This window comes from Flavobacterium piscisymbiosum (assembly GCF_020905295.1).
In the GTDB taxonomy this organism is placed as follows: Bacteria; Bacteroidota; Bacteroidia; order Flavobacteriales; family Flavobacteriaceae; genus Flavobacterium; species Flavobacterium piscisymbiosum.
Window position 1 is genome coordinate 4,839,729 of record NZ_JAJJMM010000001.1, and the last position, 18,739, is coordinate 4,858,467.

5 protein-coding genes are annotated in these 18,739 nt (G+C 37.8%); 4 read left to right on the plus strand and 1 reads right to left on the minus strand.

The window, feature by feature from the left end; translation table 11 throughout:
* Positions 1-10 precede the first annotated feature (10 nt).
* Positions 11-12,301: an MBG domain-containing protein gene (locus LNP81_RS20825; RefSeq protein ID WP_230039170.1), complete on the minus strand. Its 12,291-nt coding sequence runs from the start codon at positions 12,299-12,301 to the stop codon at positions 11-13.
* A 624-nt stretch (positions 12,302-12,925) separates the two neighbouring features.
* On the opposite strand from LNP81_RS20825, the gene LNP81_RS20830 reads away from it, so the two are divergent.
* The 4 genes from LNP81_RS20830 (at position 12,926) to LNP81_RS20845 (ending at position 18,709) form a co-directional block, all read left to right on the plus strand.
* Positions 12,926-14,419: an ankyrin repeat domain-containing protein gene (locus LNP81_RS20830; RefSeq protein WP_230039171.1), complete on the plus strand. Its 1,494-nt coding sequence runs from the start codon at positions 12,926-12,928 to the stop codon at positions 14,417-14,419.
* Between the two features lie 103 nt (positions 14,420-14,522).
* Complete coding sequence (locus LNP81_RS20835; RefSeq protein WP_230039172.1) at positions 14,523-15,005, plus strand: DUF2271 domain-containing protein; 483 nt, start codon at positions 14,523-14,525, stop codon at positions 15,003-15,005.
* A gap of 203 nt (positions 15,006-15,208) precedes the next feature.
* Entirely contained in the window at positions 15,209-17,398 is a 2,190-nt protein-coding gene (locus LNP81_RS20840; protein WP_230039173.1) for a PepSY domain-containing protein, read from the plus strand.
* Between the two features lie 303 nt (positions 17,399-17,701).
* Positions 17,702-18,709 (plus strand): FAD:protein FMN transferase, encoded by a 1,008-nt coding sequence (locus tag LNP81_RS20845; protein ID WP_230039175.1) that lies wholly within the window; start codon positions 17,702-17,704, stop codon positions 18,707-18,709.
* The last annotated feature ends 30 nt before the right edge of the window (positions 18,710-18,739 follow it).

Genomic DNA, 18,739 nt, shown 5'->3' on the forward strand with positions numbered 1-18,739 from the left:
GTAAGAGACATTAATCCCTAAGCATGGTGATGAAACCTTTAATTTTTGGCAGATTATCTCCCAGATCAATCAAATAGTAATAGGTATCATTGTTTAACGGAGATCCGCTGTATGATCCGTCCCATTCGTTACTATACGATTTTTTAGAATATACGATTCGGCCTGCTCTGTCATAAACTGTGACCATATTATTAGGGAAAAGCTCAATATCCTTAATTTGCCAGAAATCATTTTTTCCGTCTCCGTTTGGAGATAGAATATTATTCACAACCAATTGATCCGGAGAAATTCCTTTATACACTATTATAGTATAGGTTTCTTTAGTAATGCCATCCTGAGCAGTAACAATTGTTTCTATGATATTTTCTCCGGCAATAAGAGTTACCGGAGCGCTAGATGTACCGCTTGAAACAGGTAAACCATTTACTGTTATTTTTGCTCCCAAATCAGTTGTGGTTGGACGTACATTAATTGAAGCTACATCGTATTTAACAAGAGCCGAATAATTGTTTATATCAGATTCGAATACAGGGTTTAATGTTCCTTCACTTATCGTTAAATTAGATAATGTTGCAGTACTGGATTTTTCTCTGATAATATTCAGGGTATAGCTTTTTGTTGTGATTCCATCTTCTCCTACAACTCTAATTATTACAGTATTTTGACCTGGAACTAAAGCTATTGTGTATGGAGATCCGCCTTGAACTGTAATTCCATTAATAGTAATTTTTGCCAAAGGATCATCAGCAATTGCTGTTATTGCTTCTGAGCTAATAGTACTGGCAACATTGACAGTATAGGAAAGAACATTTGGTGAAAAGGCAGGATTTAGAGTACCATTGTTAACGGTAAGACTTGCTAAATTCAAATCGGTTGGTGAAACTATAGTCAACACGCCTGTAACATATGTAATATTGTAGTTAGCGCCTACTGCACCACTTACCGTAATCGCATACACTCCAACCGGACTCGTAGTATTTGCTATTGTTGCAATAATTGGCTGAGTGGTCAAACTCGCTGATGTATCACCATTGACAAAACCGGAATAACTTGCCGTTAGTACCGGATTTGGTGCTCCGTAATCTCTGGTCTTATTATCGGCTGTAATAGTTAAACTCGCAGTTGTAACGGTTAAATTTCCATTGAAATAACTAATAGTGTAATTAGGGTTTACTGCTCCGCTTGCAGTTATTGGATAAATTCCAACAGTACTTCCTGTAACTGCCGTTGTAGAAACTGTTGGCAAAGTAGTGAAACTTGCTGCTGTATCACCGTTTACAAAACCGGAATAACTTGTCGTTAATGTTGGATTTACTGATCCGTAAGTTTTACTTTGATTGTCTGCAGTAATGGTTAATGTCGCCGTTGTAACGGTTAAAGTTCCATCAACGTAGTTAATCGCATAATTTGGGCTTACTGCTCCACTTGCCGTAATTGGATAAGTTCCGACACTACTTCCTGTAACTGCAGTTGTTGAAATTGTTGGCAAAGTACTGAAACTTAATGCTGTATCACCGTTTACAAAACCGGAATAACTTGTCGTTAATGTTGGATTTACTGATCCGTAAGTTTTACTTTGATTGTCTGCAGTAATGGTTAATGTCGCCGTTGTAACGGTTAAAGTTCCATCAACGTAGTTAATCGCATAATTTGGGTTTACTGCTCCACTTGCCGTAATTGGATAAGTTCCGACACTACTTCCTGTAAATGAGGTTGTTGCAATTGTTGGTAAAGTGATAAAACTTGATGCTGTATCTCCGTTTACAAAACCGGAATAACTTGTCGTTAATGTTGGATTTACTGATCCATAAGTTTTGGTTTGGTTATTTGCCGTGATGGTTAAATTTGCAGGAGTAACTGTTAATGTCGCTCCTGATGTATAACCAATTGTATAATTCAGTGAAGTTGCACCGCTTATCGTTATTGGATAAGATCCGACTGGACTTGTCGCATTGGCTGTGGTAGAAGCAATTGCCGGAGTGAGTAAACTTTCTTCGGTATCACCATTGACAAAACCTGTGTAATTAAGAGTTAATGGTGGATTTGCTTCTCCATAAATTTTAAACTTATCGTCGGCTGCAATGGCTAGATTTGCGGGAGTAACTGTTAATGTCGCTCCTGATGTATAACCAATTGTATAATTCAGTGAAGTTGCACCGCTTATTGTTATTGGATAAGATCCTACTGGACTTGTCGCATCGGCTGTGGTAGAAGCAATTGCCGGAGTGAGTAAACTTGCTTCGGTATCACCATTGACAAAACCTGTGTAATTAAGGGTTAATGGTGGATTTGCTTCTCCATAAATTTTGGTTTTATCATCGGCAGCAATAGCTAGATTTGCAGGAGTTACAGTTAATACACCAGGCACGTAGCTAATAGTATAGTTTGAATTAATTGCTCCGCTTGCAGTTATTGGATAAGTTCCAACTGGACTACTCTGAACAGCTGTAGTTGTGATTGTAGGGAGAGTAGTTAAACTTGCTTCTGTATCGCCGTTGACAAAACCAACATAACTAACAGTTAAGGTTGGATTTGCTTCTCCGTAAATTTTACTCTGATCATTGGCAATAATAGTCAACAATGTTGCTCCTGTAATAGTGAGCGTTCCATCAACATAATTAATAGTGTAATTATCAGATGCTGCCCCGCTTACCGTTATTGCATATGTTCCAACTGGACTTGTATCATCTGCGATTGTGCTGATTGTTGGCAGAGTGGTTAAACTTGCAGATGTATCTCCGTTGACAAATCCTAAATAACTGGCTGTAAGTGTTGGATTTACTTCGCCGTAAACTTTGGTTTGATTATCTGCTGTGATAATTAATGTTGCTTTGGTAATTGTCAAAGTTCCATTCACGTAAGTGAAATCATAATTATCAGAGACTGCTCCGCTGGCTGTAATTGCATAGGTTCCGACTGGACTTGCATCTAAAGCTGTTGTAATGATTGTTGGCGGTGTCGTTAGATTTGTTGCTGTGTCTCCGTTGACAAATCCTGAATAACTGGCTGTGAGTGTTGGATTTACTTCGCCGTAAACTTTAGTTTTATCATCGGCTGTGATGGTTAAAAGTGCTTTTGTAATTGTCAGGGTTCCATTCACGTAGGTGAAATCATAATTATCGGATACTGCGCCGCTGGCTGTAATTGTATAAGTTCCAACTGGGCTTGTATCATCTGCGATCGTAGTGATTGTTGGCAGAGTGATTAAACTTACTGATGTGTCTCCGTTGACAAAACCGGAATAACTTGCCGTTAATGTTGGATTCGCTTCGCCGTAAACTTTGGTTTTATCATCGGCTGTTATTGTTAAAAATGCTTTAGTGATTGTAAGATTTCCGTTCACGTAAGTAAAATCATAATTATCAGAGACTGCTCCGCTGGCTGTAATTGTATAAGTTCCAACTGGGCTTGTTGCATCTGCGATCGTAGTGATTGTTGGCAAAGTGATTAAACTTACTGATGTGTCTCCGTTGACAAAACCTGAATAACTGGCTGTGAGTGTTGGATTTGCTGTTCCGTACACTTTGGTTTTATCATCGGCTGTTATGGTTAATGTCGCTTTGGTGATTGTCAGATTTCCATTCACGTAAGTGAAATCATAATTATCAGAGACTGCTCCGCTGGCTGTTATTGTATAGGTTCCAACCGGGCTTGCGTCTAATGCCGTCGTAGAAATTGTTGGAGCTGTAGTAAGATTTGTTGCCGTGTCTCCGTTTACAAAACCTGAATAACTGGCTGTGAGTGTTGGATTGGCTGTTCCGTAAACTTTAATTTTATCATCAGCTGTGATGGTTAAAAGTGCTTTGGTGATTGTCAAAGTTCCATCAACATAACTTATTGTGTAATTAGGATTTGCGGCTCCGCTTACGCTAATAGTGTAATCACCAACAGGACTTCCGGTTACGGCGGCTGCACTTGTAATGGGTGCTAAAGTTAAACTTCCTACGGTGTCTCCGTTTACAAAACCTGAATAGCTAAGCGTTAGAGTTGGATTGGCTGTTCCGTAAACTTTGGTTTTATCATCGGCTGTTATTGTTAAAAGTGCTTTAGTAATTGTCAGATTTCCATTCACGTAGGTGATATCATAATTATCGGAGACTGCTCCGTTGGCTGTAATTGTATAGATTCCAACTGGACTTGCATCTAAAGCCGTTGTGGAAATTGTTGGAGGTGTAGTTAGATTTGTTGCTGTATCTCCGTTGACAAAACCGGAATAACTGGCTGTAAGTGTTGGATTTGCTGTTCCGTAAACTTTGGTTTGATCATCGGCTGTTATGGTTAATGCTGCTTTGGTAATTGTCAAAGTTCCATTCACGTAGGTGATATCATAATTATCAGAGACTGCTCCGCTGGCTGTAATAGTGTAAGTTCCTACCGGGCTTGTATCTAAAGCTGTTGTGGAAATTGTTGGAGCTGTAGTTAAATTTGTTGCTGTGTCTCCGTTTACAAAACCTGAATAACTGGCTGTGAGTGTTGGATTTACTTCGCCGTAAACTTTGGTTTTATCATCGGCTGTTATTGTTAAAAGTGCTTTAGTAATTGTCAGATTTCCATTCACGTAAGTAAAATCATAATTATCAGAGACTGCTCCGCTGGCTGTTATTGTATAGGTTCCAACCGGGCTTGCGTCTAAAGCCGTTGTGGAAATTGTTGGCAAAGTGGTTAAACTTGCTGAAGTTTCTCCGTTTGCAAAACCGGAATAACTGGCTGTGAGTGTTGGATTTGCTGCTCCGTAAACTTTGGTTTGATCATCCGCAGTTATTGTTAATGTCGCTTTGGTGATTGTCAGATTTCCATTCACGTAAGTGAAATCATAATTATCGGAGACTGCGCCGCTGGCTGTTATTGTATAGGTTCCAACCGGGCTTGCGTCTAAAGCTGTTGTGGTGATTGTTGGAGCTGTAGTAAGATTTGTTGCTGTGTCTCCGTTTACAAATCCTAAATAACCGGCTGTGAGTGTTGGATTTGCTGTTCCGTAAACTTTGGTTTGGTCATCAGCAGTTATTGTTAATGTCGCTTTGGTGATTGTGAGGTTTCCATTCACGTAAGTGAAATCATAATTATCAGAGACTGCGCCACTCGGTGTTATTATATAAGTTCCAACTGGGCTTGTTGCATCTGCGATCGTAGTTATTGTTGGCGGTGTCGTTAGATTTGTTGCTGTGTCTCCGTTGACAAATCCTGAATAACTGGCTGTGAGTGTTGGATTCGCTTCGCCGTAAACTTTGGTTTGATCATCGGCTGTTATTGTTAAAAGTGCTTTAGTGATTGTCAGATTTCCATTCACGTAGGTGAAATCATAATTATCAGAGACTGCTCCGCTGGCTGTTATTGTATAGGTTCCAACCGGGCTTGCATCTAAAGCTGTTGTGGAAATTGTTGGTGGTGTAATTAGATTTGTTGCTGTGTCTCCGTTGACAAATCCTGAATAACTGGCTGTGAGTGTTGGATTCGCTTCGCCGTAAACTTTGGTTTGATCATCGGCTGTTATTGTTAAAAGTGCTTTAGTGATTGTCAGATTTCCATTCACGTAGGTGAAATCATAATTATCAGAGACTGCTCCGCTGGCTGTTATTGTATAGGTTCCAACCGGGCTTGCATCTAAAGCTGTTGTGGAAATTGTTGGTGGTGTAATTAGATTTGTTGCTGTATCTCCGTTTACAAAACCTGAATAACTGGCTGTGAGTGTTGGATTTGCTGTTCCGTACACTTTGGTTTGATCATCGGCTGTTATGGTTAATGCTGCTTTGGTAATTGTCAGGTTTCCATTCACGTAGGTGATATCATAATTATCGGAGACTGCGCCGCTGGCTGTTATTGTATAAGTTCCAACTGGGCTTGCATCTAAAGCCGTTGTGGAAATTGTTGGCAAAGTGGTTAAACTTGCTGAAGTTTCTCCGTTTGCAAAACCGGAATAACTGGCTGTGAGTGTTGGATTTGCTGCTCCGTAAACTTTGGTTTGATCATCGGCTGTTATGGTTAATGTTGCTTTGGTGATTGTCAGGTTTCCATTCACGTAAGTGAAATCATAATTATCAGATACTGCTCCGCTGGCTGTAATGGTGTAAGTTCCTACCGGGCTTGTATCATCTGCTATCGTAGTGATTGTTGGAGCTGTAGTAAGATTTGTTGCTGTATCTCCATTTACAAAACCTAAATAACTGGCTGTTAATGTTGGATTGGCTGTTCCGTAAACTTTAGTTTTATCATCGGCTGTTATTGTTAAAAGTGCTTTAGTGATTGTCAGGTTTCCATTCACGTAAGTGAAATCATAATTATCAGATACTGCTCCGCTGGCTGTAATGGTGTAAATTCCTACCGGGCTTGTATCATCTGCTATCGTAGTGATTGTTGGAGCTGTAGTAAGATTTGTTGCTGTATCTCCGTTTACAAATCCTGAATAACTGACTGTAAGTGTTGGATTTACTTCGCCGTAGACTTTGGTTTGATCATCGGCTGTTATTGTTAAAAGTGCTTTAGTGATTGTCAGATTTCCATTCACGTAAGTGAAATCATAATTATCAGAGACTGCTCCGCTGGCTGTAATAGTGTAAGTTCCTACCGGGCTTGCATCTAAAGCCGTCGTGGTAATTGTTGGAGCTGTAGTAAGATTTGTTGCCGTGTCTCCGTTAACAAAACCTGAATAACTTGCAGTAAGTGTTGGATTTACTTCGCCGTAAACTTTGGTTTGATCATCGGCTGTGATCGTTAAAAGTGCTTTAGTGATTGTCAGATTTCCATTCACGTAAGTAAAATCATAATTATCAGAGACTGCTCCGCTGGCTGTAATGGTGTAAGTTCCTACCGGGCTTGTATCATCTGCTATCGTAGTGATTGTTGGAGCTGTAGTAAGATTTGTTGCCGTGTCTCCGTTTACAAAACCTGAATAACTGGCTGTGAGTGTTGGATTGGCTGTTCCGTAAACTTTAATTTTATCATCAGCTGTGATGGTTAAAAGTGCTTTGGTGATTGTCAGGTTTCCATTCACGTAAGTGAAATCATAATTATCAGAGACTGCTCCGCTGGCTGTAATAGTGTAAGTTCCTACCGGGCTTGTATCTAAAGCTGTTGTGGTGATTGTTGGTAAAGTGGTTAAACTTGCTGACGTATCTCCGTTTGCAAAACCGGAATAACTGGCTGTGAGTGTTGGATTTGCTGCTCCGTAAACTTTGGTTTGATCATCGGCTGTTATGGTTAATGTTGCTTTGGTAATTGTCAAAGTTCCATTCACGTAAGTGAAATCATAATTATCAGAGACTGCTCCGCTGGCTGTAATAGTGTAAGTTCCTACCGGGCTTGTATCTAAAGCTGTTGTGGAAATTGTTGGAGCTGTAGTTAAATTTGTTGCTGTATCTCCGTTGACAAAACCGGAATAACTGGCTGTGAGTGTTGGATTTGCTGTTCCGTAAACTTTAGTTTTATCATCGGCTGTTATTGTTAAAAGTGCTTTGGTAATTGTCAAAGTTCCATTCACGTAAGTGAAATCATAATTATCAGAGACTGCTCCGCTGGCTGTAATAGTGTAAGTTCCTACCGGGCTTGTATCTAATGCCGTCGTAGGAATTGTTGGAGCTGTGGTTAAATTTGTTGCTGTATCTCCGTTGACAAATCCTGAATAACTGGCTGTGAGTGTTGGATTCGCTTCGCCGTAAACTTTGGTTTTATCATCGGCTGTGATGGTTAAAAGTGCTTTAGTAATTGTCAGGTTTCCATTCACGTAAGTGAAATCATAATTATCGGATACTGCGCCGCTGGCTGTTATTGTATAGGCTCCAACTGGGCTTGCATCTAAAGCCGTTGTGGAAATTGTTGGCAAAGTGGTTAAACTCGCTGAAGTTTCTCCGTTTGCAAAACCGGAATAACTGGCTGTGAGTGTTGGATTTGCTGCTCCGTAAACTTTGGTTTGATCATCGGCTGTTATGGTTAATGTTGCTTTGGTAATTGTCAAAGTTCCATTCACGTAAGTGAAATCATAATTATCGGAGACTGCGCCGCTGGCTGTAATTGTATAAGTTCCAACTGGGCTTGCGTCTAATGCCGTCGTAGAAATTGTTGGAGCTGTGGTTAAATTTGTTGCTGTATCTCCGTTTACAAAACCTGAATAACTGGCTGTGAGTGTTGGATTTACTTCGCCGTAAACTTTGGTTTTATCATCGGCTGTTATTGTTAAAAGTGCTTTGGTGATTGTCAAAGTTCCATCAACATAACTTATTGTGTAATTAGGATTTGCGGCTCCGCTTACGCTAATAGTGTAGTCGCCAACAGGACTTCCGGTTACGGCGGCTGCACTTGTAATGGGTGCTAAAGTTAAACTCCCTACGGTGTCTCCGTTTACAAAACCTGAATAGCTAAGCGTTAGAGTTGGATTATCATCTCCATACATTTTTGTTTTATCATCGGCAGTTATTGTTAATGCTGCTGGAGTTACTGTGCTGGAAACTGCTGCTACATTTACTGTAGTTGCGTTATTACTAGTTAATACGATATCTCCGGAATATGTGCCGGCCGGAATTGTTCCTTTTAGTCTTATATAAACTGGTGTAGAAGCAATTATACCGGCTGCTCCAATGGTAACTGAATTTGTGAATGTAAGATCATCTGAACTTACTTCGAACCCTGTTGGTGCTGTGACTAAAATTCCTTCGGCCATATCGGTTCCTGAAACATTAAAAGTCCCTGATACTGATGGTGTGCCGTAAATTGTTGTTAACGCTGATAAAGTACCTGTAGTTACAATAGTAGGTTCGGTTCTGGTTACTGTTATGGTATAAGTTTCTATTGTTGTACCATCTTGGGCAGTAACTATTGTTGTGATAACATTTGGTCCAACCACTAATGCAATCGCGCCAGAAGCACTTCCGCTTACCACCGTTACACCATTTACGGTTACAGTCGCATTATTATCTGTAGTTATAGGTGTTAATGTTAAACTTGTGACTGCATTAGATACTGTTGCTGTATAAGCTGTTGTTGCTGTTGCAAAAACCGGAGTTAAAGTACCTGAACTAATACTTAAATCACTCAAAGTTGCTATATTGCTTATTGTTGTTACTGAGGCTGGATTTCCTGTACTTACAGTAGAAAGATAGGTTTCTCTACCCGCTAAAGAGCCATTATATTCAACCGCCATTACCTGATAAGTTGTCGCAGGAAGCAGACCTGTTATATCTACTGATGTCCCTGTACCATTATAAATACAGTACCAGCCACTAGTTCCTATTTGTGTCCCAGTTCCAAAAGCTGGATTAGCAGTATAAGTAATATGATCAACTGGCAGAGGGCTGCCACTGGATCCTGCATACATAAACACTGCTCTCGATAATCCATTTCCAACTGTCCAGCTCGCAGTTGTTGTTGTTTCTGTTGTATTCACAAAAGTAACGTTCGTCGCTTGAATTGTTGGTGGATACAAAGGATCATTACGAAAAACGGATATATTATTACCATCTCCATTTGCCGTTGCTATATCGTTTTTACCATCTCCATCAAAATCTCCTATTATTACGTTTCTAGCATTAGTATTATTAGCAAAATCTACTCTGGTACCAAAAGTAATAGCTCCACCAACTGGTGAAGTATTACGAAAAACAGCTAAGATTGCTCCTGATGTGGCTGCAACTAAATCAGGATTACCGTCACCATCTATATCACTAATTGCTACACCATTGGTATTATTTGCTGTTACAACATTTATTCTAGGATCAAAATTAATATTCCCAATCCCTGAAGAAGTATTTTTAAATACAGATACAAAAGCACTACCTGCATTAGCAGCGGCAATATCTGGTTTACCATCTTTATTAAAATCTCCTACTGCTATGTTATAACCGCTTGCTCCAGTGCCATATGCAACTTGAGCAGCAAAACCCACAGTACCAACTGTTGAAATATTACGAAAAACCGATATAGAACTATTTAAATTAGCCGTAATTATATCCATTTTACCATCGCCATCCAAATCCCCACTTCCAATTGCCTGAGCTCTTCCGTTGGCTGCAAAATCTACTTTGGAGTCAAAATTAATATTCCCAATACCAGAAGAAATATTTCGCAAAACTGATATATTATTAGAATCCAAATTAGAAGTAACTACGTCTGTTTTACCGTCTCCATCAACATCACCTATTGCAATGTCACTTGGTGATGCACCTACTATATAAGTCACCTGATTTGCAAAATTAATATTACCGGGTCCTGTTGAAATATTTCTAAAAATAGAAACTAAAGTTCCCGTTAAATTTGCTACAGCAAGATCTAATTTACCGTCACCATCAAAATCTCCTGCACGTACGCCTTTGGGAGCTGTTCCAATTGTAAAATCTATTTTAGAACCAAAAGAACCGGCATCAATAGTACCACTCACAGCCGTGTTGCGGAAAACCGATATTGAATTATTACCAGCATTTGTAGATACTAAATCATCCTTTCCATCTCCATCAAAATCCCCATTCGCTACACCTAAAACTACGCTACCTGCAGTAAAATTTACTTTCGGCAATATATCATCTATGGTTATAGCTCCTTTGTTTGGTGTAAAGGTCATAGTAAATGGTATCATCGAATATCCTATTAAAACAGTTGCTGTATTCGTAACTGAAATTGGTTGATACGTACTTCCTATTGGTACTGTTACAGTTAAACTTGTTGTTGTTGCAGCAATAACAACTGCCTGAACTGCTCCAAAAAACACCGTGTTTTCTGCTAAAGTTGCACCAAAATTAGATCCGCTTATAATTACCGTAGTACCTACAGGACCATTCTCCGGACTAAAACTTGTAATTATTGGCGGGGGCGCGCTAGCAGCAAGCCTGGTTATAGTTAATGTATAAGTTTCAGTCGATATACCATCTGTCGCTGTTACAATTTTGGTTATCACATTCGATCCTACATTCAATGCAATTGTGCCTGATGTATTTCCGCTTATTACTGGTACACCATTCACAGTTATGGTTGCATTACCATCTGTAGCTACGGGAGTTACTGTTATAGCAGTTGTATAAAAATCTACGGTTGCAGTATAATTTGTAGTTCCTGATGCAAAAGCGGGACTTAAATTTCCTGCACTTAAACTCAAATTACTCAATGTTGCAATATTATTATTTAGAGCAGCAGTTGTAAATCCCGCAGGATTTCCTGTGCTTGTCGCTGTAAGATGCAATTCATTCCCCAATGAACCATTATATTCCAGTGTCATAACCTGATAAGTTGTTGAAGGAGATAAACCTGTAAGATCTACCGTTGTACCAATGCCTTGGTAAACACAAAACCAACCGCTTGATCCAATTTCAGTTCCTAAACCAAACACAGAATTAGGTGTATAAGGAAAATAATTAAGAGGTGCAGCACTGCCACTTGCTCCCGCATAAACAAATACAACTCTGGACGCTCCATTACCATTTGTCCAGTTAATAGTAGTACTTGTTGAGGTAGTATTTGTAAAAACTAAATTACTTGCCTGAACTGTTGGCGGTCCAACATTTACTATTCCGCTATTAGCAGCAAAAAAAGTTGGGCTTATGTTTATAGCCGCAGACCCCACACCTCCCCAGGTTCCTGTAGAATTTGATCCATTAAGAGATAGCAAAAATGTCGAGTGAATAAATGTTCCTAAGTCTGCAATTACTCCGGCTTCAATGGATAAAGTATTATTTACCGCGATGGCACTATCAAAAGTCTTAATTCCGGCACCGGACAAAGTAAGATTATCATAAACATAATTACCTACTATCTGTGCTGCCGAACCATTATAATTTACCTCTCCAATACCAGGAGTTAAAGATCCACCAGTCATAGTACTTCCAATATTTAACGAACCTATGCTGGTAAAAGCAATATTATTCTGGAGAGCTGATCCTGTCATGATAACATTCCCTACAACATTTGCAGTTCCTGTATCAATAGTCAAATGACATTTTCTGGTATCATTTACACCGGCTTCCATAGTAATTCCTCCTGCAGCCAATGTTCCTGATCCTACGGCAAGCGTAGTATTACCGTTATCAAAGGTTGGAGCAGTAATTGTAATTTCAGCAATAACTGCTAAAGTTCCCGAAGCACTAATTGTTAAACTACTTCCAGCTCCTAAAGTAAGTGCAGCACAAGTTACACCAGCTGTCGAAATTACGGGCTGATTGACTACAGGAGGTATAACAACATCTTCTAATGCTTCCGGAGCAACTCCAAGACTCCAGTTTAAATCATTTTCCCATGCCGTATTTATTGCACCAGTCCACGTATTAGTTTGTGCATATCCAAAATTAAACAAAAGCGATACCAGTATAATAAGTATATTTTTATTCATATTATTCAATTTTAAATTTTGAAGAAAAGGGAAACAATTATGTAATAAACCAGCTAACAAAGTATTCTTTACAATCAATAACTAAAGCTCTTATAAGACTAAATGTAAATGCCCTATTGATAAGACATAGTTTTAAAATTTAACAAAATGCATTTCTGGATTCTTTTCAAAGGAAGATAAGAGAGGTAAAATAAAATCTGAGGCAGATAGATAATTTGAAAAGGCTTAAAAAAAGTAAAATAAAACTTATTTACTTCTATAAACACAGTTAATAATCAACACATTAATCAAAAGTAAATTTACTATGAATTGACGTTTATTTTGAAAAAAAAGAAGGAAAAGCGTTTCATTTTATAAAATGGAACAATTTTCTTTATCTATTTCTAAAAAAAGCAATTTATTAAGAAAACAAAAACTGTTTTAAAAAACAAATCAAGTCTAAAGAGATTGCAACATTAAAATTGCATTAGAATTGGGCATTTCATTCCTAAATAAAATTGATTTACTAATATTATTTTTTACATTTGCGTTATTTTTAATTATTCTAAATAGTTTTTATATAAAGAAGATATTAGGTAAACAAAAAACAACCTCAAACAAATTTCAAAACAATAAATACCCAATATGAAAAAGAATATTTTTATCTCTTTCGCATTAGCTGCAACTTTATTTGTTAGTGCCCAACAAAAAAACACAATGTTAGAGGCTTCTTTTTGGAAAGCCACACCAGATGTTACAACCGTAAAAGCCGAAATAGCAAAAGGAAACAACCCTTCTGAATCCAATGCAAATGCTTTTGATGTGGTCGTTATGGCTATTAATAATGATGCACCTCTGGCAAGTATAAAATACTTATTAGACCAACCAGGAAATCCTGTAAACAAACCTACCCATGACAATCGTATTTATTTGCACTGGGCGGCTTACAGAGGAAATACAGAATTGGTAGAATACTTAATCTCAAAAGGATCCGATATTAATTTTGAAGACAGTCATGGTACTACCCCACTTGTTTTTGCAGCAGGAAATGGTCTTTTAAACTCAGGAGTTTGTGATGCTTTTTTTAAAGCCGGAATAAATCCAAAGCAAAAATATAATGACGGTGCCAATTTGTTACTTATGGCAATTCCGTTTGACAAAGAACTTATGCTTAGTGACTATCTTACAACTAAAGGATTATCATTTAAAGATGTTGATAATAACGGAAAAACTGCTTTTGATTATGCTGCAAGAACTGGAAATGTAGTTCTTCTGAAAAAACTTGTAGCAAAAGGAGTTAAACCTACAGATAATGCCCTTCTGGTTGCTACTCAGGGAACACGCAGAGAAACAACGCCTCTTGAAGCTTACAAATATTTAGTAGAAGAAATAAAACTAAAACCAACTTTTACCACTAAATCAGGAGAAAATGTACTGCACTTTTTGGCAGGCAAACAAAATCAGACTGAAATTATCAATTACTTTTTAAGCAAAGGTGTCGATGCCAACCAAGTAAACAAAGACGGAAACACTCCTGTTATGATTGCTGCCGGAGCAAGAGAAACTGCTGTTTTAGAACTATTATTACCAAAAGTAAAAAACATCAATTTACAGAACCTGAAAGGCGAATCGGCTTTGACAATGGCGGTAAGATCAGGAACGCCTGAAGCGGTTGCGCTACTTTTAAACAAAGGCGCAGATGTGAATGTAAAAGATAAAGACGGAAATAATCTTGGCGTTTATTTAGTACAATCGTACAGACCGGCAGGACGCGAGGCTAATGCTGCAAAAGATCCATTTGAGGCCAAAATAAAATTACTTCAGGATAAAGGTTTAAATCTTGCTGCTGCTCAAAAAGACGGAAGTACTTTATATCACTTCGCTATTGCTAAAAATGATTTGGCTTTGCTGAAAAAATTAGCTTCTTTGAATATTGATGTTAATGCTAAAAACAAAGACGGTCTTACGGCTTTACACAAAGCTGCAATGGTAGCCAAAGACGATTCAATCCTAAAATACCTTGTATCTCTTGGTGCCAAAAAAGACATCAATACCGAATTTGACGAAAGCGCTTATGCACTGGCCAAAGAAAATGAATCACTAACGAAAAACAATGTTTCGGTTGAATTTTTAAAATAGTTAAAAAAGTTATGAATTAGGAGTTATGAGTTTTTAGTTAAATCAAACTTATAACTTATAACTCATAACCCATAACCCACAACTCACAACTCATAACTCAAATATGAAATCAATATTTAAAATAGCTCTTACAAGTACTTTACTTTTTTTAATCTCTTTTCAGGCAAATGCTCAGGCAAGTAAGTACAAATGCATGCTTCAAATGTCTAATTATATGGGAGAAGGTGCTTATATCGTAGTTTCCCTTATTAATTCTAAGGGAGAATATGAGAAAACACTTTATATAATGGGTGATGATAAAAAATGGTACAAATCACTAAAAGAATGGAACAAATTCCAGACAGCAAAACCTGCTGATATTAGTGCCAAAACCGGAGCATCTGTTACTGGTGGAGATCGCAGCATTACCACCATAGAAATCGATGATTCGAAAATTAATAAAGGATATAAACTACGTTTCGAATCGGCTGTTGAGGATCAGAAGTATCATGTAAATGATGTTGAAATCCCGCTTACGACTGAAGGTTTGGCTGATAAAACTGAAGGTAAAGGCTATATCAGATACGTACGATTAAATAAGATTTAATATTTTCGCTCTGAGTAAACTTTGTCAAAGTTTTGAACTTTGACAAAGTTGCAATAACCACAATAATTGTCATTTCGGCCAAGGAGAAATCTACGTAAAAAACTAAGGCAGAGTTTTTTCCTAAATTGTCGAGCTACTTGCGAGGATTTCTCCTTCGTCGAAATGACAAAAATGAGAATTAATATACATTCGAATACCACTCAATGACTCTTTCTTTTTGGCGTTACGCACACTTAGCCTTGGCTTTGTTTTCTTCTTTGTTTTTAATTTTAGCTTCGACTACAGGAATTATTCTGGCAGTTGATGCAATGCAGGAAAAAACACTTCCGTATAAAGTAGAAAATTTCGACCAGATAACGCTGGCGCAAACTTTACCCCTGCTAAAAAAACAGTATGCTGAAATTACAGAGTTAAGCGTAGATCACAATCAGTTTGTAACCCTTCAGGCAATTGATCAGGATGGCAATGACATCAACTCTTATATTGATCCTAAAACGGGTAAAGCTTTAGGTAAACCAATAAAAAAGAGCGAATTTATTCAATGGGTTACCGGTTTTCATCGTTCTTTGTTTCTTCATGAAACGGGACGATTTTTTGTTGGTGTAATTTCATTTTTATTATTCTTAATCGCAATTTCCGGTTTTGCTCTTGTTTTAAACAGACAAAGAGGCATCCGTAATTTCTTTTCGAAAGTGGTAAAAGATTATTTTGCCCAATATTATCATGTTGTTTTAGGACGATTGGCATTGATTCCAATTTTGATTATTGCACTTACCGGAACCTATTTATCGTTGGAGAGATTCAACTTTTTTATAGGGAAAGAAAAACAGAAAACAGAAAAATCAGAGATTGTACAAGCTCCAAAAGGAAAAATTGTTTCTGTATTTTCGACTACACTTCTGACTGATGTCAACAAAATCGAGTTTCCTTTTACAGATGATCCCGAAGAATATTACATCATTCAGTTAAAAGATCGTGAAATCGAAGTCAATCAGGTTACAGGCGCAATTGTAACCGAAAAACGTTCTGCAATGACCGTTCAGTTAGCTGACTTAAGCCTGAATCTTCATACCGGAAAAACCAACGGAATCTGGGCATTTATATTGGCCATTGCGAGTATTAATATTCTGTTTTTCATTTATTCGGGTTTTGTTATTACCTTAAAAAGAAGATCAAGCCGTATTAAAAATAAATTCAAAGCCAATGAAAGTAAGTACATTCTTTTAGCTGGTTCTGAAAACGGAAGTTCCCTTCGATTTGCCAATGCCATTCTGAAACAATTGATTGGTCACGGAGAAAAGGCTTTTATTACCGAATTGAACAGTTACACCACTTTCCCGAAAGCAGAACATATTATTGTCTTTTCGTCTACACACGGATTAGGAGATGCGCCTTCTAACGGAAGCAAATTTTTATCGCTTTTAAAGAAATATCCGCAACAACAAAAAATCAATTATTCAGTAGTTGGTTTTGGTTCGAAAGCTTATCCGGATTTTTGTGAATTTGCTTTTGAAATTGACAAACAATTAGAAAATCAAGATTGGGCGGAGCGTTTCATCGATGTACAAACCGTAAACGATAAATCGGCAACAGAATTTGTCGAATGGATAAAATTATGGAGCGCCAAAACCGGAATTCCGTTATCGACAACGCCATCTTTATACAATCATGTCCCGAAAGGTTTGCAAAAACTAATGGTCTTAGATAAAACACTGGTTTCTGAGCACGAACAGACTTTTATACTGACTTTAAGAGCGAATATGAGAGCCAAATTTAGTTCAGGAGATCTACTGGCTATTTATCCGGCAAACGATACGAGAGAACGCCTCTACTCTATTGGGAATCATTCCGGTAACATACAATTGGTTATAAAACTACATCCAAACGGATTGGGTTCTGAGTTTCTAAACAACCTTATTCTCGGAAATACGATCAAAGCAAGAATCATCAATAATAAAGCTTTTCATTTTCCTAAGAAGGTTTCGAAAGTAGCTTTAATTTCAAACGGAACCGGTATTGCGCCTTTCCTTGGAATGATAGAACAAAATAAAACCAAAACAGAAATGCATTTGTATGCCGGATTCCGTATGGAAACCGAAACTGTTTCAGGATATAAAAAGTTTACATCAGAAATGATGGAGAAACAAAAACTGCACAGTTTTCATTTGGCTTTATCCCGCGAAGCAGAACATTTTTATGTAATGGATCTCATCAAACGCGATGCTGACTTTTTTATTAATTTATTAAAAGAAAATGGTGTCATCATGATTTGCGGATCACTTGCCATGCAAAAAGATGTTGAAGCTATTCTGGATAAATTATGTCTTGAAAGAAATGCAAAAAGTATATCAGATTATAGAGAGAATGGTCAGTTATTAACGGATTGCTATTAAACACTAATTGCATTAATTTTCACTAATTAATTTTGGTAAGTCCCAGTGGGACTAAATATTGGTAGAAAACATAAATTAAAAACAGCCGGCGTGCCGCAGGTACGCAACAAATGCATTGCTATTACGTACCTACGGCACGCTAACGCATTTTTCGAACATAATTTTCTACCAATATTTTGTACCTGGCGGTACATTTTAAATTTAGATTTTCATTAGCGAAATAATTAAGCGCACTAAAATTAAACATTTATATTCGTGTAAATTCGTGAAATTCGTGTCCAAAACTCTTCTTAAAAAGTCATCATGCGCAAATCAATTCTATACAAATTCCTGTTTTTCTCTGTAATAATCTGCGGTTTATCAGTCAACGCGCAAGTATTACGAAAAAGAACGACTCTATTAATGGGAGGACGTTTTGATATTACGATCGTGGCAAAAGATTCTCTTTCGGCAGAACAAAATATCGACGAGGTTATTGCAGAAATCACCCGAATAGAAAATTTAATCTCAGATTGGAAACCGGATTCACAAGTATCACAAGTCAATCAGAATGCGGGAATTAAACCCATAAAAGTCGATCGTGAAGTTTTTGAACTGACACAAAGAGCTATTGAATTTTCTGAAGCTACAAAAGGCGGTTTTGATGTGAGTTTTGCCGCTATGGACAGAATCTGGAAATTTGACGGATCGATGACCGAAATGCCTTCGGCGGAAGCCATAAAAAAATCGGTGGAAAAAGTAGGCTATAAAAACATTATTCTGGATTCGGTGCAATCGACTATTTTTCTAAAATTGAAGGGAATGAAAATTGGTTTCGGAGCTTTAGGCGAAGGATATGCAACAGATAAATGCCGAAATATGATGCTCGCAAAAGGCATTAAAGCCGGAATCGTAAACGGATCCGGCGACATGACTGCCTGGGGAAAACAACCCAATGGCAAAGACTGGAATATTGGTATGACGAACCCTTTTCATCCTGATGCGTTATTTGCCGTTGTTCCTTTAAACAATGGCGCTGTAACCACCTCAGGAAGCTATGAAAAGTTTGTTGTTTTTAACGGAAAACGTTACTCACATATTATAAATCCGGCAACAGGTTATCCCGCAACCGGATTGTGCAGCGTATCGGTTTTTGGTCCAAATGCAGAAACAGCAAACGGATTAAGTACTTCCTTAATGGTTTTAGGACAAAAAGAAGGTTTGCTTTTACTCAAAAAATATCCAGATTATAGTTGTGTTATGATTACCGATAATGGGAAATTAATAAAATCGAAAAACTTTAAAATCAAGAAATTCAAGCCTAAACTTTAGCTTTCTCTAAAGATTCATTATCTTAAAGTG